Source organism: Corynebacterium sp. (assembly GCF_030535495.1).
Lineage (GTDB): Bacteria > Actinomycetota > Actinomycetes > Mycobacteriales > Mycobacteriaceae > Corynebacterium.
Genome location: NZ_JAUNRW010000016.1, coordinates 13,012 through 31,792, shown reverse-complemented (window position 1 = coordinate 31,792; position 18,781 = coordinate 13,012). Strand labels below are relative to the sequence as shown.

The 18,781-nt window shown below is 65.0% G+C and carries 23 protein-coding genes; 16 read left to right on the top strand and 7 right to left on the bottom strand.

Translation table 11 applies throughout. The annotated features are described in order from the left end of the window. Positions 1 to 438: 438 nt before the first annotated feature. Positions 439 to 780 carry a hypothetical protein gene (locus tag Q4F73_RS03895; protein WP_303358043.1) on the bottom strand — a complete coding sequence of 114 codons (342 nt, stop codon included), beginning with the start codon at positions 778 to 780 and terminating at the stop codon, positions 439 to 441. Between the two features lie 318 nt (positions 781 to 1,098). Between Q4F73_RS03895 and Q4F73_RS03890 the strand changes: the two genes are divergently transcribed. Next, positions 1,099 to 1,545: an ImmA/IrrE family metallo-endopeptidase gene (locus Q4F73_RS03890; RefSeq protein WP_303358042.1), complete on the top strand. Its 447-nt coding sequence runs from the start codon at positions 1,099 to 1,101 to the stop codon at positions 1,543 to 1,545. Then, entirely contained in the window at positions 1,542 to 2,537 is a 996-nt protein-coding gene (locus Q4F73_RS03885) for a hypothetical protein (protein WP_303358041.1), read from the top strand. The genes Q4F73_RS03890 and Q4F73_RS03885 overlap by 4 nt, the downstream gene beginning before the upstream one ends. A gap of 178 nt (positions 2,538 to 2,715) precedes the next feature. Here the strand turns inward: Q4F73_RS03885 and Q4F73_RS03880 are convergent, their stop codons facing one another. After that, positions 2,716 to 2,886 (bottom strand): hypothetical protein, encoded by a 171-nt coding sequence (locus Q4F73_RS03880; RefSeq protein ID WP_303358040.1) that lies wholly within the window; start codon positions 2,884 to 2,886, stop codon positions 2,716 to 2,718. Position 2,887: 1 nt separating this feature from the next. Between Q4F73_RS03880 and Q4F73_RS03875 the strand changes: the two genes are divergently transcribed. Continuing rightward, positions 2,888 to 3,085, top strand: coding sequence for a hypothetical protein (locus tag Q4F73_RS03875; protein ID WP_303358039.1), 198 nt, complete (start codon positions 2,888 to 2,890; stop codon positions 3,083 to 3,085). Here Q4F73_RS03875 and Q4F73_RS03870 read toward each other — a convergent pair. The 4 genes from Q4F73_RS03870 to Q4F73_RS03855 all read right to left on the bottom strand — a co-directional run bounded on the left by Q4F73_RS03870 (position 3,082) and on the right by Q4F73_RS03855 (position 5,715). Beyond that, a complete protein-coding gene (locus Q4F73_RS03870; RefSeq protein WP_303358038.1) occupies positions 3,082 to 3,438 on the bottom strand; it encodes a helix-turn-helix domain-containing protein in 357 nt (118 codons plus the stop codon). The genes Q4F73_RS03875 and Q4F73_RS03870 overlap by 4 nt on opposite strands. A gap of 170 nt (positions 3,439 to 3,608) precedes the next feature. Next, on the bottom strand, positions 3,609 to 3,887 hold the full coding sequence (locus Q4F73_RS03865; protein WP_303358037.1) for a hypothetical protein: 279 nt from the start codon (positions 3,885 to 3,887) through the stop codon (positions 3,609 to 3,611). Positions 3,888 to 4,963: 1,076 nt separating this feature from the next. Further along, positions 4,964 to 5,182, bottom strand: a complete 219-nt coding sequence (locus tag Q4F73_RS03860) for a hypothetical protein (RefSeq protein ID WP_303358036.1) — start codon at positions 5,180 to 5,182, stop codon at positions 4,964 to 4,966. 77 nt (positions 5,183 to 5,259) lie between these two features. Continuing rightward, the gene (locus Q4F73_RS03855; RefSeq protein WP_303358035.1) at positions 5,260 to 5,715 is read right to left on the bottom strand and encodes a helix-turn-helix transcriptional regulator; all 456 of its coding nucleotides are present in this window, start codon (positions 5,713 to 5,715) and stop codon (positions 5,260 to 5,262) included. Positions 5,716 to 6,491: 776 nt separating this feature from the next. Here Q4F73_RS03855 and Q4F73_RS03850 point away from each other — a divergent pair. From Q4F73_RS03850 to Q4F73_RS03815, 8 genes are all read left to right on the top strand, one after another. After that, positions 6,492 to 6,812, top strand: coding sequence for a hypothetical protein (locus tag Q4F73_RS03850; protein WP_303358034.1), 321 nt, complete (start codon positions 6,492 to 6,494; stop codon positions 6,810 to 6,812). A gap of 39 nt (positions 6,813 to 6,851) precedes the next feature. After that, positions 6,852 to 7,574, top strand: coding sequence for a hypothetical protein (locus Q4F73_RS03845; RefSeq protein WP_303358033.1), 723 nt, complete (start codon positions 6,852 to 6,854; stop codon positions 7,572 to 7,574). A gap of 155 nt (positions 7,575 to 7,729) precedes the next feature. Next, complete coding sequence (locus Q4F73_RS03840; protein WP_303358032.1) at positions 7,730 to 9,184, top strand: cutinase family protein; 1,455 nt, start codon at positions 7,730 to 7,732, stop codon at positions 9,182 to 9,184. Positions 9,185 to 9,450: 266 nt separating this feature from the next. Further along, complete coding sequence (locus Q4F73_RS03835) at positions 9,451 to 9,840, top strand: hypothetical protein (RefSeq protein ID WP_303358031.1); 390 nt, start codon at positions 9,451 to 9,453, stop codon at positions 9,838 to 9,840. A gap of 24 nt (positions 9,841 to 9,864) precedes the next feature. Next, positions 9,865 to 10,164, top strand: a complete 300-nt coding sequence (locus Q4F73_RS03830) for a hypothetical protein (RefSeq protein WP_303358030.1) — start codon at positions 9,865 to 9,867, stop codon at positions 10,162 to 10,164. 5 nt (positions 10,165 to 10,169) lie between these two features. Further along, positions 10,170 to 10,460 (top strand): hypothetical protein, encoded by a 291-nt coding sequence (locus tag Q4F73_RS03825; RefSeq protein ID WP_303358029.1) that lies wholly within the window; start codon positions 10,170 to 10,172, stop codon positions 10,458 to 10,460. Positions 10,461 to 10,473: 13 nt separating this feature from the next. Continuing rightward, positions 10,474 to 11,106 carry a hypothetical protein gene (locus tag Q4F73_RS03820; RefSeq protein ID WP_303358028.1) on the top strand — a complete coding sequence of 211 codons (633 nt, stop codon included), beginning with the start codon at positions 10,474 to 10,476 and terminating at the stop codon, positions 11,104 to 11,106. Next, the gene (locus tag Q4F73_RS03815) at positions 11,103 to 11,933 is read left to right on the top strand and encodes a hypothetical protein (RefSeq protein ID WP_303358027.1); all 831 of its coding nucleotides are present in this window, start codon (positions 11,103 to 11,105) and stop codon (positions 11,931 to 11,933) included. Before Q4F73_RS03820 ends, Q4F73_RS03815 begins: the two co-directional genes overlap by 4 nt. A 29-nt stretch (positions 11,934 to 11,962) precedes the next feature. Here the strand turns inward: Q4F73_RS03815 and Q4F73_RS03810 are convergent, their stop codons facing one another. Continuing rightward, on the bottom strand, positions 11,963 to 12,154 hold the full coding sequence (locus Q4F73_RS03810; protein WP_303358026.1) for a hypothetical protein: 192 nt from the start codon (positions 12,152 to 12,154) through the stop codon (positions 11,963 to 11,965). Positions 12,155 to 12,187: 33 nt separating this feature from the next. On the opposite strand from Q4F73_RS03810, the gene Q4F73_RS03805 reads away from it, so the two are divergent. Genes Q4F73_RS03805 through Q4F73_RS03785 form a run of 5 tightly spaced genes read left to right on the top strand, consistent with a single transcriptional unit; the run spans position 12,188 to position 18,765 of the window. Next, entirely contained in the window at positions 12,188 to 13,552 is a 1,365-nt protein-coding gene (locus Q4F73_RS03805; RefSeq protein ID WP_303358025.1) for a hypothetical protein, read from the top strand. Between the two features lie 12 nt (positions 13,553 to 13,564). Beyond that, a complete protein-coding gene (locus tag Q4F73_RS03800) occupies positions 13,565 to 15,061 on the top strand; it encodes an SCO6880 family protein (RefSeq protein WP_303358024.1) in 1,497 nt (498 codons plus the stop codon). Further along, positions 15,061 to 16,863: an ATP/GTP-binding protein gene (locus Q4F73_RS03795; protein WP_303358023.1), complete on the top strand. Its 1,803-nt coding sequence runs from the start codon at positions 15,061 to 15,063 to the stop codon at positions 16,861 to 16,863. The genes Q4F73_RS03800 and Q4F73_RS03795 overlap by 1 nt, the downstream gene beginning before the upstream one ends. Further along, entirely contained in the window at positions 16,860 to 17,102 is a 243-nt protein-coding gene (locus Q4F73_RS03790; RefSeq protein WP_303358022.1) for a transposase, read from the top strand. Before Q4F73_RS03795 ends, Q4F73_RS03790 begins: the two co-directional genes overlap by 4 nt. Before the next feature lie 4 nt (positions 17,103 to 17,106). After that, the gene (locus tag Q4F73_RS03785; RefSeq protein WP_303358021.1) at positions 17,107 to 18,765 is read left to right on the top strand and encodes a peptidoglycan DD-metalloendopeptidase family protein; all 1,659 of its coding nucleotides are present in this window, start codon (positions 17,107 to 17,109) and stop codon (positions 18,763 to 18,765) included. The last annotated feature ends 16 nt before the right edge of the window (positions 18,766 to 18,781 follow it).

The window sequence follows — 18,781 nt, the reverse complement described above, 5'->3', positions numbered from 1 at the left end:
GACGGTGTCGCACGCGGGAGCTGGCCCCAGAACACCCACACCCATCGAGCAAATGGGTTATCCCCAGCAAGTCACATGAGGCTCCACACGCTGGTCACAGGGCTGCCTTCCGAGTTAACTCTGGTGTCCCACCGGCTCTTTATACTGAGTTCGCTTCCTTCCGGCAGGGGTGCGGCCCATCATCCGCAGGGCCGTTGCCTAGGTGGAAGGAGGTGATGTGATGGGGACCCGTCGAAATGACGAGAAGCCGACCTTCTGGGTCGCTGTGGTTAGCGCCACGGCCCAGGTCGGTCGACTTCTCTTGGATCTCATCCGCTTTGGAACCGACGCCTAGCTAGGTGACAGTTCCAGGGAGGCGCCGGAGTAGCAGCTCCGGCGTCTTCCGCATTTCAGATGCTACGCACATGACTATATGCGCGCAAGATGCGTTTGAGCAGGTCAAGGCGTAACAGGGAGTGCCTCGGAGCGGATGCTGATGCCGATGTTGCGAGCTTTGGCCCCGGTGAGCAGGGGGTGGTCCTGGCCGTTGCTGTCGGTGTAGATGGTGGCGGTGAGGTCGTGTTCGTCGGCGTCGATGATGACGTCGTCACCGATTGCCAGGCTGGCGTGGGCGTTCTCGGCGAGCAGCTTGCGCAGCTCGACGTCGTAGACAACCTGGCCGGTGAACTTGCGGGCGGTGGGGTTGTAGGCCCGGTGGAGGACTTTGATCGTGAGCACGTTCGAGCCGGATTTGAGCTGGTTCATCGCGCCGATTTCGATGACGTTGCCGTCGATGACCATGAGTGAGCCTTTCGGGTTCGGGGTGACTGAGGTCGGGAACTCACTGTAGTCAAGGGCGAGGCGCGGGCGGTGCCAAGGCACGGGCGGCAACGTCTTCTGTGAAACATGGTCACAGACTGTGGACTCGATCTACCTAGGCCGGTAGCCGCACCATTTCAGCTCGGGTGTGATCACCACCGGGAGGGCAGGGTGACCGCCGGCTCGGTAATCTGAACTCCCGCTCAAAGTGCTGGTCTCGTTAGGGTAATGAGCGTGCCTCATCTGTCGCGGTTGCTCCGCACTACTCGATCCCCGATAGACGCCGCGGTCGATGAGCTGATGAGCCGGTTGTCCGGCGTCAGCGGCCCGGCTAGTGAGGCGGCATTGGTGGCCGCTGCGGTAAAGGTCTGTGGTGCGCCAATCACTGTCGAGGAGGTCGCGCAACCCCAGGGCCGGTACGGACTGGTGGCGCGGACTGCCCAAGGGCACGTGATTTCTCTGGACCCGCATCTTCCCGGTGATCTTCGACTGCACACCTTGCTGCACGAGATCGGCCATGTGCTCCTGGGCCACAACGCCGACCCCGACGCCGGAGCGCCGGACCGACTGACCGCTTTGGTCACCGGCCAGCCCGTGACCAACGCGGTCAACTGCGCTGTCCCCGAGTTTCGTCAGTGGGCTCAACGAGAGAATGACGCGGAGCAATTCGCCTCGACGGTCGCCCGCAGGCTTCGACGAGGACTGACTGGCCGCCGACTGTCGCGATTGGACGAGGCGTTCGGATGACGACCTTGGTGGTCCTGATCCTGCTTGAGGTCGCGCTCAGCATCTATGTGGTGACCCGCGTGCTGCGGTACACGGTCACTCCCAGTCCCACGCTTCGCGGGGCGATGCTGGCCGCCGTCTCACTGTTGATCGGAATGTTCACCGTGACCGAGCCCGTGGAAGTGATTCTGCGCGGTCCGGGTGCATCGATGGTCGCTGTTCCGACACTCCTCAAGCACTTGACGCTCCTCGGTTGCGCTGTCGGCGTGTTGTTGATGGCCCTGGCTCAGCGAACGCAGCACCGGCCACAGGCGGAGTACACGATCTGGGCTGTATTCGGAGCCGCAGCAGTGGCAATGGTGGTGTTGCATGCGGTGCCCGGTGGGGGAGGGCACCGCACAAGTGTCGACTATGTCGAGTGGTCCCACACGCAGCCGCTGCTCCTGGTGGCGATGCTCATCGCCTACGTCGGCGGGCTCGTGGCATGCATCGGTTTCCTGGCCATCATCTGGCCTCTCGGCGTGCGAACGGCCGCCGGCCGGGGCTTGTCGATCATGGCCTGCGGATCGGTCCTGCTAGCTGGCTGGTGTGTCGTGCGCGGGCAATATCTATGGCTGTCGACGACCGCGACGGACGCACCCGCCGACGGAGATTTCTTGATCACTCAACTGCTGTCGGTGGTCGGGGTACTGCTCCTGACTGTGGGGCTGGTGTGGTCGACCGCGGAGGCCGACTTCGTCGCGTGGCGACATTGGAGGAAGTTCCGCGAGCTCCATACACGAGTGGTCGAAGTGCTGCCCGAAGTCCGTCGACGGTCAACCATTCGCCTGGGCTTCGACACCTGGGTTGTTGACCGAGCGGTCGAGGTGCTGGACGGCCTACACCAGATCGAGCAGGTCGCGGGCACTGAAACAGGATTCCCGAGCCCGCCGGCAGCCGTCAGTGACGGCGAGATGACCGCCGTCGCCGATCGGATGGGCCGCGCGTATCGAAAGGACAAGGCATGGGCGTGAGCCCGGAAAAGGCGTTGACCGAAGGGCTCGCCCCGTGGGTGGTGTTGGCAGGTGGGGCGACTCATCTGGGTTGCGCTGTGAGATCGCCTGGATGGGGAGTCGCCACGGCTGCGGGGCTGGGTCTGGTACCGCAGGCCGCGATCGCTTGGAGGGTGCGCAATCGACGGTTGAGCGATCATCACGTCACCAGGCGGGAGGATCGGCCCTTGGTGATCGCCGGCATCGCGGTGTCGGTGGCTTCGTTGATGGTCGCCCAGCACAAAGGGTCAGCGCCTGCGGAGTTGCGCCGGATGACGCGGGCCGCGCTGGTGGCCTTGGCGGTGGCCGGCACCGCGACCCTACGGGTCAAGGTGTCCTTTCACACTGCGGTGCTTGCGGGTGTAGTGGCGGTGCTCGCACGGGAGATTTCCCCGCGGTATTGGGCCGGGCTGGGGCTTGTTCCGCCGCTGGCCTGGGCGCGGGTGCGGATTAGTCATCACACGCCGGTGGAGACGGCGCTGGGTACCGCGATCGGCGTCGGTTGTGGTTACTGGGGAGCCGGACGCTAATCCAGTCCAGCTCGCCGCCGCTCTTCCTCGACCGCGCTGCGGATACGGTCGAGAGCATCGGACGGCAGATCGACGGCCCGCGCTGAGACCGCCAGTACCTCACTGTCGCTGACCTTGCGCAGCAGAGCGATGTAGTCATTAGTGCGTCGGTACTCGTCGTCATCGATGAAGTACTCGGGTGAGACACCGAAAAATGCTGCTAGATCACGTATGACTCGGTCGGACGGCTCGTGGGTGCCGCGAAGGAGCTGCGAGAGGTAGGGCTGGCTCAGGTCGCCTCCGAGCTCCTTGACTCCCGCGACGATTTCCATCTGGGTGAAGCGGTCACGCCCCGGGGGGTGCGCGGTAGACACGAGCGTCGACAGACGTTGAGCAAACGTCTGCTTGATACTCGATCGTGACCTCATGGAGCCAATCTTACATTGATGCTGACGCGTCACGAGTGCGGCAACACCGGCCGATCCTCCCCGAATGGCCCGTCGGGGTACGTCTGCGTGGCGAGACACGGCGTCTTTGCTGGGCCTCATCGACGTCGTCGCAGGATCGAGCGAATGGTGTCCATGTGGCGTCCCACCTGCTCGGGAGTGGCTGCGCGGTCTTTGGCGTCTGCGGCGGCCTCGGCCCGTCGGCGCTGCTCGGCGATGGCACGCTGTCGGTGCTGCTCGGCGATCTCACCAGGCGTCGGGCCGTCGAGGACGTCCCGGAGCCGCGAGAGACGATGCCGCAGGAAACCGGCGGGGTTCTGAATGGTCGAAGGCCAGTCGCGCGGGTTCTCCCGCGCGTCTTGGTTCAGAACTGCCACGAGGTCGCGGCCTGTCCATCGGTGACAGTCCACCAGCTCGGCCACCACATCCACGAGGGAGCCGAGATGCCGTCCGGTGTCCAGGCTGGGGGCTTCGGCTATCAGCTGGGCCGTGACGATGTGGGCTTCACGTGGCCGGTCCCGCGCAGTTTGTCGAGGAGAGCGCCCGGAGGGCGCCTGTGCGCGCTTGCGCGCACGTGTGGGTGAGTACTTCCTACGGGGAGTTTTACTCCCCGTAGAACCCCTACGGGGTAGATACGATTTTGTGTACCACCTGCGCGGACTCGTCAAAGCCCACGTGGATGCAGCACGGTGCTGGACGCCATCATGGTGAACTGAAGCTAGAAAGCGCTCCTGGGCCGTGAGATACCGGCCCTGCGCGACCTCCGCAGCAAGACCAAGCGCAGCGAACACCGCGCGCGCGTTGGACACAACATCGTGACTGAACGGCTTCACTCGGCCCGCCAGCTCGGCCGCAACACGGCCTATGGTCGCATTGGATGCGGTGACGCCCCGGCCTGTGTCCGCGTCTGCGAATTGAGCGCACGCACGCGCCACCAACAGGGCTGTCCGTGGAGAAAGGTGCCGCCGTCGGCACAGCTGCCGTCCGCGTGAGCATCCAAGCTCTACCGCGGCGCCCGTGAGCCACTGGGCACGTGTCTGCCATACAAGGGCCGGCTGTCGGCCGTCGAGCGCCCACGAGTGGCCACGCTGACCGCACAGTGCGTTTTCTTTTTCGGCGTCCTCGATCCGCTTGCGGATCAATGCGCCGAGGTCGGGGTCTTGAGTCTTATCGAGGTCTGTCGGCACTCCCTGCGACTCGCCCAGCATCGGCACGCTGGACACGGCATTTGGGTGTGCGATACCCTCGGAACAGCTAGGCAAGCTGGTCCGCCTTTCGGGGTGGGCACCAAAACCGGGGTTACGAGCGGCTAACTCGTCCCGGTTCACACGTTCGCGATCGCCCTTCGGATTCGGCCCCGGGGGGCGATCGCTTTTTGTGTGGGTGCGCTATGCGGTTGTCAACGACTGTGGTTGAGTACCGTGCGCCTCCAATCTCGTGAAGTCAGTGCTGGTCAGCCAGTGCGACCGAGAAGGTCGAGTGCACTGGGGGTCTGTGCTTCTCGCCGCTTGTATTCGGCGAGACCGTAGGTGACGACCTCTTGCAGCACTTCCCACCGCTTGCGGCCAGATCGGCGCCAGGTCGCGTTGAAATCCGCCACGAGGTTCTTGTCGATCTCGCCGTTGAGTTGCGTGCGGTGATCGCGGGTCCGCGGGCGGCCGAAGGTCGTCATAGTCTTAGTAATAACACGCGTGTAGTTCGGCGTCGAGCATTTGCCGCAACACGGGCGTGTCTGAATATAGCGTGGAACTAAGCGAACTTCGCCCCGGACTGCCGTCGTCGGTCGTCGCGGGTGCGATTCCATGCGTCGAGAACTCGTGCTGGAGAGACGCCATAAGCCGCGGCCAGGGCAGTGCAGAGCTCGTCGCGGGGCACAGACATTCCCCGTTCCATCTTCGACAACTGCGACTGGCGCAGACCCGCCGCCTCGCACGCCTCTTGCTGGAGAAGGCCAGCATGTAGCCGAAGATCGTGCAGCCGTTCTTCGCCCTCGCTGACCAGGGTGAGGTCTGCCGGCCGCTGGCCCAGAGCTCGAGCCAGGCCGACGAGCAAGGGAGCGGAGGGAGCGCGAGTGCCGTCCAGCCAGCTGTGCACGGTGTTGGGGGAGATGTCCAGGTGTGCGGCGACGTCATCGACGGTCACCCCTCGACGGGACATGGCGGCCCGGAGGGTGGTGGGGCTGATTTGCCCCGCGCGGCGAGGCATCGGCTCCCCTTCGTCGGCGTGTCTTGTCCGACAAGTCTGTCCAACGAACGGCCTGAATCCTCCCACTAGCGGAATATAGCGTGGAGTTATAGAGTGGAGTGAAGCCAACGATGGGCCGGCCCACACGGCGGGTCGATGCCCTACAGCGGCACCGCTGGCGGTACTCTATCAATATTGATACCAATATCGCGCCACGAGCGAGGAGCCGAAGTGACGGACACCAATCGACAGGCCGTAGGGGGTTCAGCCCTGCGAGGAGCTCTAGTTGGGGCAACAACGGCCTTGATCGTGCTTGGGGTCGCACCGATAGCCCTGGCTGCAACGCAGCCGGGGCTCGAGGACGCCGCAGCACAGCTCAAAGGGTCTATCTCGGCGACGACGCAGCCTGGCCTGGTCGAAAGTTCCCAGCCGGTAGTCAAGCGGGGCGGCACGCAGGCGGGTCTGTCCGAGGCGATTCGACGGGTAGAGCCACCGAAGGAGCTTGAGCCTGAGCCTGCTCCGGCACCTGAGCCTGCTCCGAGTGCGCCGCAGCAGGCGCATATAGCTCCGGCCCCGGCTTCCGCCCCAGCGCCAGTGTGGCGAGCCCCGACCCCGGCTCGCCAGGTCCCTGCACCCGTACAGGCAGCTCCGGCCCCAGCTCCGGTGCAGCCAGCGCCTGCACGGATCGATATTTCCCCGAACTTGCCTGTGGTTCCGCAGGCCCCGATTCCACTCAATCCCATCTTCGGCTGACGGCACCCGCTGTCAGCTCACTCATCCCACAAAGGAGAAACAGAATGGATCCGTTCACTCTCGGAGCCGTCGCCGTCGGCGGTGCCATCATCAACGCTCTGGTCGGCCTCGGCGCTGTGGCCGCACCGGTGGCCGGCTCCGCCACGGCCGCTGGCCCCCTCACGACTGCCGCAGTGGCCGTCGGCGCTCCGGCTGCCGCCGCGTCTGTCGCGGGCGCCGGCATCCCCGCCGGGCTCGTGGCGAGTAACCCGCACGCTGCGTTGGGCGCGCAGAACGGCATCAACGACGCCATTAACCAGGGCGTGTCCAACTTCACCACCTCGGTAAACGGGCTCAACGTCCCGGGCCTGCCTCCGCTCGGCTGAACCACGGAATCGAGCCAAGTAGGGAGGTAGGGCAACACAATGAGTGACGACGACGGCTGGTTCTCGTCCGAGGACTCGTCAAACGATGCTGAGGGCGAGCGGAGGTTGGAAGCCGTTCCGCCCCCTCCCGACCAGGCTGCCGAGGAATGGTTCGGCGAAGAAGCATCCGAGCCTGCGGTTCAAACTCGTCCTCCTGCGTCCTCAGCTAAGTCGGGGAACAGGAAGGCGAAGCTACTTTTCGCCGGTTCCATCGTCGCCGTTCTCGCAGTCCTGGGCGCGGGATCGTGGGTGGTTGCTGGTGCGCTGTCGGGTCCGACCGAGTCGGAGACAGCGCCCCTGACTGTGCCTGTGGCTGAGTCCTCTGAGGACAGTGGCTCCTCGCCGTCCGATTGTGTTGAGCAGTCGGACGGCGACATTGTCACGGGTTCGAGTGCAGGAGACCAGGAGAGTCCTGCCGGGGTAGTGCTGGCCTTTCAGCACGCCTACTACGTCGATCGGGACGCAGACAAAGTCAAGCCGCTGCTGGCGAAAGAGTCGGAGATCCGTGACCTTGACGCCCTACAAAAGGGCATCGACTCCGTATCCAAAGGCACCACACATTGCGTGCAGGTCGAGGCACCTAAAGATGGTCGCGCACGCGTAGTGGTCACCCAGATTGCACCCGACGAGACGCAAACGATCTTCCACCAGACCGTCACCACCAAACGTGAAAGCGGCGAAGTGCGGATCGTCTCGATCACCGAATCCAAGGAGGACCAGTGAGAGCTGGAACAGCACGTATCGGGGCAGTGGTAACAGCATCGTCGGTGGTGGCGGCTCTATGCGCGGCTCCGGCAATCGCTCAGGAAACGACCTCCTCCGCAGCGCCAACCTCATCGGTGCAGCTTCCAGAGGACCACGCGTGTGCTCTAGTCCAGGTGATCGCCGTCAATGGCACCACCGAAGCGACAAAGAACTCCGACCCCGACGCCGATACCGGCTGGCTGTCACGCATCGTGCGACCTGTCGTCCGTACGGCGAATGCGGACGGTGAGGATCGGATTGCGCGGGCGTACGTCCCTTATCCGGCAAGTTTCGGCGGATTGGTCCCATCAGAAGATCAGTCCAGCTACGCCAACAGTGTTCGGGCCGGAATCGAGAACGGCAAAGCGCTGATCGCGGAGACGGTCGAGCGCTGTCCCGACACCATGCTCTTCCTGGCCGGGTATAGCCAGGGCGCGCAGGTCGCTTCCGCGCTCGCCCGAGACATTGGTGCGGGCAACGGCCCGGTGCCGCCCGAGAAGTTCGCGGGCGCGGCGCTGATGAGTGACCCGACTCGAGGCATGGGTGCCCCGGTGTTCCAGGCGGGCACCTCGCAGAGCACTCCCGGCTCAGTTCCGGGTACGGACGGCCAGTCGGTCTCTTCGGTGAACGTGGCCGCGACCGCGCCCATCGCCGAGGGGCGCGGAATCTCGCCGAACACCGCTGCGGCCGATTTCGGAGCGGTAGCTGATCGAGTGGCCTCGTTCTGTGTCACCGGCGATTTGGCCTGTGACACCCCGCCCGACTCTGACCTGTTCCAGGTCGTGGCGAACGTAGCCGGTCAGGCCGAGTCCGCGGGCGACCCGGTCGGTGCGCTGCTGGACGTGGCACAGATCGCTGGCCAGTCGGTGCTGTTCACCGCCGCCGAGACGGTCACTGAGGATGTGCAGTACAACGAGGGCAGCGGATTCACGATCGCCCCGGCCAGTCGCGGAAACACCACCCTGTCGCGGATGGCCCGATACACCGACCCCACTCGGGCTCAGGACCCCGACCAGCAGACCAAGATGCTGATTGAAGCAGGGAACAAGCTCGCCGGTATGGCGCTGGGAGCTTCGATCACCGTCGCCAAGGAGATCCTCACGCCCGAGAGTTTGGGGCAGATCGCGCTTGCCGGTGCGGTAAGCCCCGCGGCGGGTGCCTCGGTGCTGGCCGGTCAGTTGGCTGTCCACGCCACCGACGTGGTCACGCCTGTGACGATCAGCTCCGGGATGCGCCGCGTGGTCAGCGAGCTCGAGCACACCGTCACCGACACCGCTGGACTGGTGGACATGGCGACCACGACGGGAGCTTGGAAGGCCATCGACGCTCACGGCGGATACGACAAGGTCCCGTTCTCCACCTCGGGGCAGTCACCTGCTGCGCTGACGCAGCAGTGGATCCTCGCTGCCGCGAACGACGTGGCAGTCGCGAACGGCCTCGAGCCGGTGTCCATGCCGGAGACCAGCTCGACCCGCAGGGACCAGATTCGATCGGGATCGGCCGAGGGGCAGCTCTCACAGTGGGCGACCTCGATTGAGAAGGCCGACTCGTCGGTGTTGTCCGAGGCCTTGGCCTCGGTGACCTCGTGACTGGTCCTGACGACAGATCGGAGGAGGACGATATGGCCAGCGCAGAGCAGATCCCCCCGGAGTCCGTTCCCCGGTGGCTGGCGGTTCCCTCGGAGGCCGACAGTGCCCCCGTGTGGAGCCGCCCGATCGCCGAACCCGGTGGCCGACCGCCAGCGGTGTGGCTTCTGGGCGCACACGGTGGAGCCGGTGTCTCCACGCTCGAAAAGATGTGGGCTCCAGCAGGGGACAGTCGTCGAGGTTGGCCGGCCTCGGACACAAACCCGTTCGTGGTGATCGTGTCCCGGATGCAGGTGTCCGGCCTGGACGCGGCGCACCAGCTGGCGCTCCAGCATCGTGCTCAGAAAGTCGGGGATTGCGGACTGCTCGGCTTGGTCACTGTGGCGGCAGCGCCGGGAAAGCCTGCGGTGTCGGTGGTGCGGCGTCGTGAAATCGTCGCCGCCGCCGCAGGGGCCAGCTGGCACATCGACTGGACTCCCGAACTGTTGAGCACCCCGCTGGCTGATCTGGTGGCCTGGCACCCCGGCTACACCGCGCCCCCTGTCAAGCGCCTGTCGCGTCCTTTGCCTCCAACCGACGCGGTCCCGGCATCGGCCGTGACCGCGATCGACGACATCTTCGCCACCGCCCGCGAGCAGTGGCGTCTCCGCAAATCCTGAACCGCATCTTCCAAGGAGAACACCATGATCATCGAAACCCTCGCCGTCGCTGGACCGGCTGTTGAGCACGTCATCGCTCAGGGAATGAACCTGTCACCGCAGGAGATCCCCGGCGCTGGTGCCAAGGTCGACACGGCCCTGAGCTACTTCATGTGGGGCTGCATCGCCCTGGGCGTCATGGGCGTCATGGCCGCTGGCGCGTACTTCATCATGGCTCGCTCGTCCGGGCGTGGTGATGAGGTGCAGTCCACGGTCGCTCGCATCATCGGCGGCTGCCTACTGATCATGCTCGCCGGACCCATCGTCAATGCGCTGGTGTCCTGACCGTCATGGTGTCCGACCTCGTCCTGGTCCTGGCTCAAGGGGGCTTCCAGCCCCCGACCAGCCCGGTCGCTCCACCGTCTGAGGCTCTGACCAGCTTTGCTCAGGTCATCGGCTACCTCAAGTGGGGTGCAACGGCAGTCACGGTGGCCGCGGTGCTGGCCCTGGGCGCTCTGTTGACCATCGACAACAGGCAGGTCGACCAGTACGGGCCGTCCATCCAGGCCGTCATCGTCAAGATTTTCCTCGGCTGTCTCATCGTGGCCAGCGCGGGCCACATTGCCGACGTTTTTATCTAAGGGAGAAGAGATCGTGTTCCTCCGCCGAAGCGCCTACACCGCAATGGCGGTGGGGCTCATGCTCGGCTCGCTGACTGCCTGCTCAAATGATGAGCAGGCAGTCAGCGAGAGCCCTGATACCAGCGCCGCGCCTGCCGACCTTGCGTGGCGCAACGTCGCCGGCTTGCAGGTGCCGACCTCGTCGACCGACGGGCCGGCGCGGACCTCGCCACCCGAGGGCTATACCCACACTCCGCAGGGCGCTGCGCTCGCTGCCGCCAATGGTCAGGCTGCGCTCGCCACTGCACCGGACAGCAACTGGCCCGAGGTCGTGCGAGTGGTGACTGCGCCTGGCCCAGGGCGAGACCAATGGGCTCAGGCTCGGGCGCTGATGAGCGTTTCCGGGGCGGTCGATGAGTCCGTGGCCTCCACGTTCAGCGGATTCAAGATCGCCGACTACTCCGATGAGCAGGCAGTCGTGCTGCTTGCCACCACGACACCGGCAACTGTCCCCGCCGCCGAGCCGCTGCTAACTGCCTACCCGGTTCAGCTGGCTTGGACCGGAGGGGACTGGAAGCTCGTCCTGCCCACCCAGGACGACAACATCGATGCCGCCGAGATCGACTCGCTCGACGGATTCACTGAATGGGACGAGGACGATCAATGACCGGAAAGAAGTGGGCACTGCTCGGGATTCTGACCAGCGTTGTGGTCGTCCTGGTCCTGACCTTGGTCTTCACTGGCGGTGACAGTGCCAGCGACAACGAGGATGTACCGCCCACCGCAGCGCCCCCCGGCTCGCCAGCTTCCTCCTCGGCGCCCGCCGCCGCAGGGAGAACTGTCAGTGATCTGCTCGGACGTCCAGTGACGATCGTGGATGCTCCCGGAGGCCAGCCGGTGGAGCAGACCGGCGAGCCGACCCCGTTCCCCGAGGGGACCGAGGCGGTCGCCGCCCCTGCCGGTCTGTCTCTCCAGCAGGTACCCAGCGGTGTCACGCTGATGGTGTCGGACTCCGATGGTCCCACTGCTGTCGAAGGCGACGTGATGACTGGCTACGCCCAGTCGCCCGTCGGCGCGGCCCTGGTGACCGCCAACTACATGGGCCTCGGCTTCGAGCTTGGCCCGATCTATGCCGATTTCCTCGAGCACTACGCCCGCCAGCTCGTCGCGGAAGATCCGACGCTCTTGGACGAGGTCCGTGCCCGCGGGCAGGCCAACGACGGTCGTGCGTTGAATGCGGCGGAGGGCTATTCAGCTCCGCGGTGGTTCCGGTTCAGCAGCTGCACACCGGAGTTCTGCACCGTCGAGGCGGCAATGCCGTCGGTCGCCGACGTTGTTGGCAACAGCGAGGTTAAGACGATCGACGTCAGCCCGACCGCGCATCCCGTTGTCCGAGTTTCTCTGGCGTGGGATGACGGTGGATGGCAGATGGTGTCCACGCAGTCACTGCCTCCGGTGGAAGAGCTGGATAGGTCGTGGGTGCAATGGATCTGAAGCGACTTACCCAACTAGCGGCCAGCGTCCTAGTGGCGCTCCTCGTGTCTGTGGCGGGAGCGGGGACCGCGCTCGCCCAAGACACCACCGAGGAGAGCACCGGGCAGAACTCTTTCCAGCAGGCCTACGACGACTGTCGAGATGGCTCCCCCAACGGTGAAATCGGTGATGGCGGACTCCTTGGCGGAGCAGGAGCAGAGTGGATACGTGACTCCGCTCATGAGGGAGGTCTACGGCAGACCATCACCGCACCCGTGAACGGCGTCATGAACATTGCCTGCAACGCCGCAGCCGCGGCAAAGCACCCGACAGATGCGGTCGAGGCCGCGACCTCCGGGTTCTGGGGCGATCCGATCGGCGACTTCGTCAAGTCCCTTCTGGAGGGCAACGCCGAAGCGCTCGCGCTAATCATGACGGCCTGGATCAAAGAGTCTCCGTTCTCCGGCAGTGACTTCGCGGCCTCGGTCGAGGGCATCTTCAACCTGACCCTGTGGGCACAAGGTCTATTGCTGGTGGCCTCGCTGATCGTCGCGGGCACGCGCATGGCGGTCGCCCGTAACCGAGGACTCGGTGACGGCTTCGAGGACGTGGGCCAGCTCATGTTCAACTTCATCCTCGCTGGCGCTGCACTGCCGGTCATCATCATGTCGCTACATCAAGCCACTGACGCGCTGTCTGCTGACTGGATGAGTCAAGGCCTGGGCGGTGACCCCGAGGCCGCGATCAACGCCGTCACGCTCATTGACGAGGAAACAGGCCTGGGGCCTGCGACAGTGCTGATCCTGGTGGTCTTTGCGCTACTAGGGGCACTAGCGCAACTGGTGGCTCTAGTGGTCCGTGAGGGGCTGCTGGTGGTGGTCGTGGGCCTTCTACCCCTGGCTGCTGCGTCGTACACACTCAGCACCGGCAAGCAGGCATTCAAGTCGATGATCGGCTTCGTTGTCGCAGCGTTGCTGTTCAAGCCTGTGGCCACCCTGCTATATCTCGCCGCGTTCTGGCTGACCTCGGGCAACGAGGCCCCGTCGGTGATGCAGGCGGTGTCGTCCATGCTGCTACTGGCCGCGGCGGGCCTGGTGTTGCCCGCGTTGATGCGGGTGGTGGCACCTGCGGTGTCAACGTCTGTGGCCGGAGGAAGCTCGGCCGGCATCGGCGCAGCGGCTGCCGGAGCCACTGGCGCGGTCGCGGGCGGCGCAGCCGCCGCGCTTGGTGCCGGATCGCAGGCGCTCTCGGCGGGAGCCGGTTCGTCCTCGTCCGGGTCTGGGTCGGGTGGATCGGGGCAGGGAGCTGCCAACGGCGCGACCTACCTGGGTCCGCACTCGTCCGGGGGATCGTCGCCGTCGGGCGGGACCGCGTCTGGGTCGCCGGCCACACCCTCTGGTGGCTCACCTACCGGAACCAGCACCTCTGGAGGTGGGGGTGGTGGTGCCGGTGTGAGCGGCGCTGCTGCCTCGCCAGGCCGGGGCGCTCTCGGTGCCGTTGGCGGCGCTCTCGGGTTGGCGTCGGCGGGCGTGAGCGGTGTCGCGGGGGCTGCCAAGGGTGCTGTCCGCATGACTCAGACCACCGAGCAGATGCTCGATGGTGCCCTGGCCGCCCATCCGACACCGAACCACTACAGGTAAGGGGGCTTGCCAGTGAGTACGTCAACCGATGCCGTGGATTTGCGGCTCTACACCCTCGGCGAGCGTTCGCAGCGTACCGGCATGTTCGGACTGCCGCTGCGGGCCACGATCATCGCCGGCGTTGCGTTCATCGTCGCGATGTTGGTGCTCATGCAAGGCGGGCTGGGCGCGGGAGCGCTGATCGCCGGTCTCGCGGTCTTGTATCTCGCCCCCGCCGTTGTGCGGATCGGCAATCGAACTCTTTATGAGGTAGCTCAGATGCGTTTTCAGTTTTGGCAGGCTCAGCGGAGGCACGCGACGGTGTACCGGTCGGGTCCGAACTCGGCTGTTCCGGGCGGTCGCTACCGGCTTCCGGGGGCTCTGGCAAAGACCGAACTCCACGTCGGCCGCGACATGGCCGGAAACGACTTTGCGATGATTCGCGACGTCTCGCTCAACCAGTACACCGTTCTGATGGAAGCCGCCTCCCGTGGCCAGGAGCCGTTGACGGTCACAGACCGCAATGACATGACCGCCGAGTGGGGTGCGTGGCTTGCCGAGCTGTCGCTCAACGATGACGTGGTGGGCGCGACGGTGACCGTCGAGTCGTACCCGACCACCGGGCAGGACCTGATCGCCTCGGTCCTAAAGTCCGTGGACGAGTCCACCCCAGAGCTGGCACGACGAATCCAGGCCGAGTCGGCGGTGCAGTTCTCCAAGGGAAAGCTCGTGACTCGATCCTGGCTTGCGGTGACGTTCAAGGCCGCCACGGCGATGCAGCGCAAAGATCCCGAGGCGATGGCCACTGATCTGGGTGTGCGTCTGCCGGGGCTGTACCAGCGGTTGGAGTACGCCGGGGTGACGGCTACTCCGATGGATCCCGAGGATGCGATCGCTGTGGCACTGCGCTGCTACCGACCGGATCTGGAGGAGTCGATCAACGCGGCCCGCCTGGCTGGCGAGCCGTTGGGAATCGACTGGGAGGACGCCGGGCCGGCGCAGGCGGTCGCGAAGTGGTCCAGCTACCGGCATGAGGACTGGATCTCGCGGACCTTCGAGATGGCTTCGCCTCCTGCTGCCGCGTTCCCCGATCACATTCTGCGTCCACTGCTGGAGCCGAAATCAGACATTCCGCGTAAGCGATTGACCCTCGTCTATCGTCCCATTGCCGCAGGTGAAGGTGTTCGGGCGGTCGAGAAGGAGCACATGGATGCCGTCAACGCCGCGAACAGCCAGCGCTCGATCGGCAAGGCCTCGGCCGGCCTGCGCCTGGAGCGCACTGACGCGGCCCGTCAGGCACTGGCTCGCGGCGGCCAGCTGGGCGAGTATTCGCTCCTGGTGACGCTGACACTGCGTGATCCCGAACTACTGGATCAGGGTTCAGCGATCATCGGCCAGCTCGGCAACCGCTCGCAGATCCGCCTGCATTCGACCAACGGTCAACAGGACGGGGCGTTCATCGCGGCCCTGGGGCTGGGCGTGATGCTCGAGCAGAAGTCGACCATCTCATCGTTCGCGAAGGCCGAGTGATGGCAATGAAGAACTCGAAGGCTCCCATCTCACCTCACGAGCTCGAGGAACTCCACGAGCAGATCGTGGCGGGCGATGTACCGCCACCGTGGGTGTTCACCCGCTTGGGGTCGGCGTACAAGCGGTGGTGCGCGGAGCACCCTGAGCGCGCCCAGCAGGCCAGGACTGCGCGTCAGGCCTCGGCGCTGCGGTACCCCAAGCTGCGTCACGGTCACCGCTACACCTCGGTCGACGGTCTTGGGTTCAAGGGCGCGGGATCGGGGCGCATGTCAGTGGTGTCCGCTCCGGCAGTGAGTCAGACCTCGACCAACTACGGCTGCGGATTCAACCCGTGGGTGGTTGGTGCAATCGCCCCGGCAGTCGGCGTGCCGCTGGGGGTCCATGTTCAGACAGGCCAGGACGTTTCCGGCGATGTGCTGTCGTGGTTCAAGGCTGACCTGATCGGCAACCCGTCCGCGTTCGTGCTGTCCCTGCCGGGTTTGGGCAAATCCACGATCATCCGCAAGCAGTTCATCGGCGCGGTCGCGCAGGGGCACGTACCGATTGTGGCTGGGGACATCAAAGGCGAGTACGTGCCGGTCACCGAAGCGATGGTGACGCCTGCGGGCAAGCGCGGGCAGGTCATCCGCCTCGGCCACGGACTGGGGCATCTCAATCCGTTGGCCGCGGGGGCGCTCGGTGAGGCGATCCCGATCATGGAGGCCCACCTGGCGACCCTGCCCGAGGACTCGCAGGAGGCGGTGGAGCTGCGAGAGCGGATCACCGAGACCGCGGAATCGGTGCACTCCCGTCAGGTGACGATGGTGATGGCTCTGGCCGAGTTGGTCCGCGGCGGCAAGCTGTCGGACTTCGAGGGGCTGATCGTCTCGACCTCGCTGCGCACGATGCGCGAGTCGGGAGATTTCCCGTTCACCAGGCCGCCCCTGCTGCGGGATCTGATCGACTTCATTCGATCCGGCAATGACGATCTCCAGCGTGCACTTTTCGTCGCCGATTCTGACGAGTATCGCCGAACGGTCCGGCCGTTGGTCCAGACGCTGGAGTCGCTAACCGACGGTGTCATGGGTCAGGTGTTCGCCGAACACACCACCACGAAAATCGACCTCGACGCGCCCGCGATCTGCATCGACGTCTCCGCAATCGCTCGAGGCGATCAAGCACTCAAAGCCGGTGTTCTGCTGGCGTGCTGGTCCGATGCCTACGGGACCATGAATGCCGCACACGTCCTAGCTGACTGCGGCCTGGCACCACAGAGGTACTTCCTGGCGATCCTGGACGAGATGTGGGCGACCCTCGGCGCGGGTGCCGGCATGGTCCAGCGTGTGGACGAGCTAACGAGACTTAACAGAACGGACGGCACCGGCTTGCTCATGATCACCCACACCGGTCGTGACCTGGAGAGTCTGCCAAATGAGGTCGATGTGAAAACCGCGATGGGATTCATCGAGCGGGCCGGGATGATCATCTGCGGTGGGCTCCCTGCTGGGGAGTTGGAGCGACTCAAAGGCGTGTTGCAGTTCACCGACGCGGAAGCGTCGATGATCACCGCCTGGTCCAAGGGCGCACCGATTGAACGGTCCGTCTCCGTGGCAGGCGACGAGGACGAAGCCACGCGCCGTCGCAGCAAGCCACCGCTGGGGCGCGGCAAGTTCATGCTCAAACCGTCCAAGGACGGCAGCGCCGGTATCCCCATTCAGGTCGAGCTGACCGCCACGGAGCGCGAAACACGCATTCACGACACCAATGTTCGCTTCCGGGACCTCCTCGAAGGCACCACTAGCCAGAAGGAGATGTCCGCGTGAGCACTCCGTCCTATACCGCCGAGTTCCGACAGATGGTTGTCGAGCGACTCGCAGAGCTAGAGCCGCAGTTCCCCTCCATCTCCGCGGCGGCCGAGTCGGTCGCTCGTGAGTACGGCATAAGCCGCGACTCAGTCCGGCGATGGTCGGTGGAAGCCGGAGTGTGGGAGGCCCACAACTCGGCCACGTTGCGCTCGTTGAAGGCAGAGATCGCAGCACTGCGCTCCCGGCTCGGGGAATGAGCCAATGCGTCCGATCAAACTGGTCGTGGGACTGGTCATCGGGGTCATTTTGCTGACCCTGGTGATGGTTGTGGTCCTGGACCCAGGCAGCGACGATTCCTGCAGCCCCGACGGGGGTCTGTCTGGTGGCGGCGGAGGGGTGCCGGCAGGGGAGTTAAGTCTGCCGATCGCCGAAGGCGAGTTCGTGGTGTCGTCGACCTACAAGAGCGCCGACCGGCCCGGACACCGGGGAATCGACCTGGCAGCACCTGATGGCACCTCCATGTATGCGATGGCCGGGGGAGTGGTTGTAGATGCGGGTCCGGCGTCGGGATTCGGGAACTGGATCGTCATTGATCACACGATCGATGGGCAGGCCTACTCAACGGTGTACGGCCATATGTGGGACGACGGTGTCGCGGTGTCCACGGGTGACACCGTGACCGCAGGCCAGTACATCGGCAAGGTCGGCAGTGCCGGTCAGTCCTCTGGCCCTCACCTGCATTTCGAGGTGTGGGAAGGGGGCCGACTCTCTGGCGGCACCGAGACCAACCCACAGCCTTGGCTCGATAAGGCGATCAGTCCCGGTGCGGGCTCAGCAGACACCGACACCACGAAGTCCAAGGACACCGAGCCCACCGAAGAAAAGGACGGCGACACCGACACAGATTCCTCTGCGCGGCGTCCGGCACCAAGGTCCGGCGGTGAACTGCCCAGCTCGGAGAAGATTCTGTCGGAGGACAAGTTGCAGATCGACTCCATTCGAGTGGCCCGCGCTGTCGCCCAGCGTTTCCCGGACGTGCAAACCATCGGAGGGTGGCGCCCAAAGGACAAGTTTGACGACCACCCTTCCGGCCGTGCGGTCGACATTATGATCCCGAACTTCCAGTCAGACGAAGGACGTGAGCTGGGTAATCGGATCAAGAACTACCTGTTCGAGCACCGCGAGTTTTTCAACATCGACTACATGATCTGGCGACAGATGTATATCCCGGCGCAGGGCGAGCCCAACCTGATGGCCGACCGCTTCGACCTCACACAGAATCATTTCGATCATGTGCACGTGACAACGTTTGCCAGCGGCTTCCCAGAGCCCGGACAGAAGTTTGGAACTGCACCGACGGACGGGGCCGACAACACCGACGAGACGACCGGCGCTCCGGGTGGCGGCGATTGCGGCCCGGACTTTGGGCATCGCGATCTGAACACCGGCGAGATTCCCGAAGAGCTGCGCAAGTGGATTGCGCTGGGCGGGCAGGTCTGCCGCGAGGTGGACTCACCGCTGCTCGCGGGCCTGCTCTACCAAGAATCGCAGTTCCAGGCAGGCGCAGTGTCTCCAAGGGGTGCACAGGGTTACGGCCAGTTCATGCCGGACACGTGGGCGGGGTACGGGGCAAAGGTTGATGAGAACGGTCAGATAGCCGGTCCTCCCGGATCGGGCTCTCCCACCGATCCCGCGGACGCGACGATGGCTTCCGCCCGGTATCTGTGCTGGATCGCCGACTATCAGCGCGACCGGATCGCCTCGGGCGACCTTGAGGGCGATCCGCAGACGCTCATGCTGGCCGGGTACAACGCCGGACCCGGCCATGTCGACCAGTACAACGGTCTGCCTCCCTTTGACGAGACGCACGCCTACGTGATCAAGGTGGCCGAACATGCGGCCCGCTTTGCCAACGCCTGAGCCGAGAGAAAAGAGC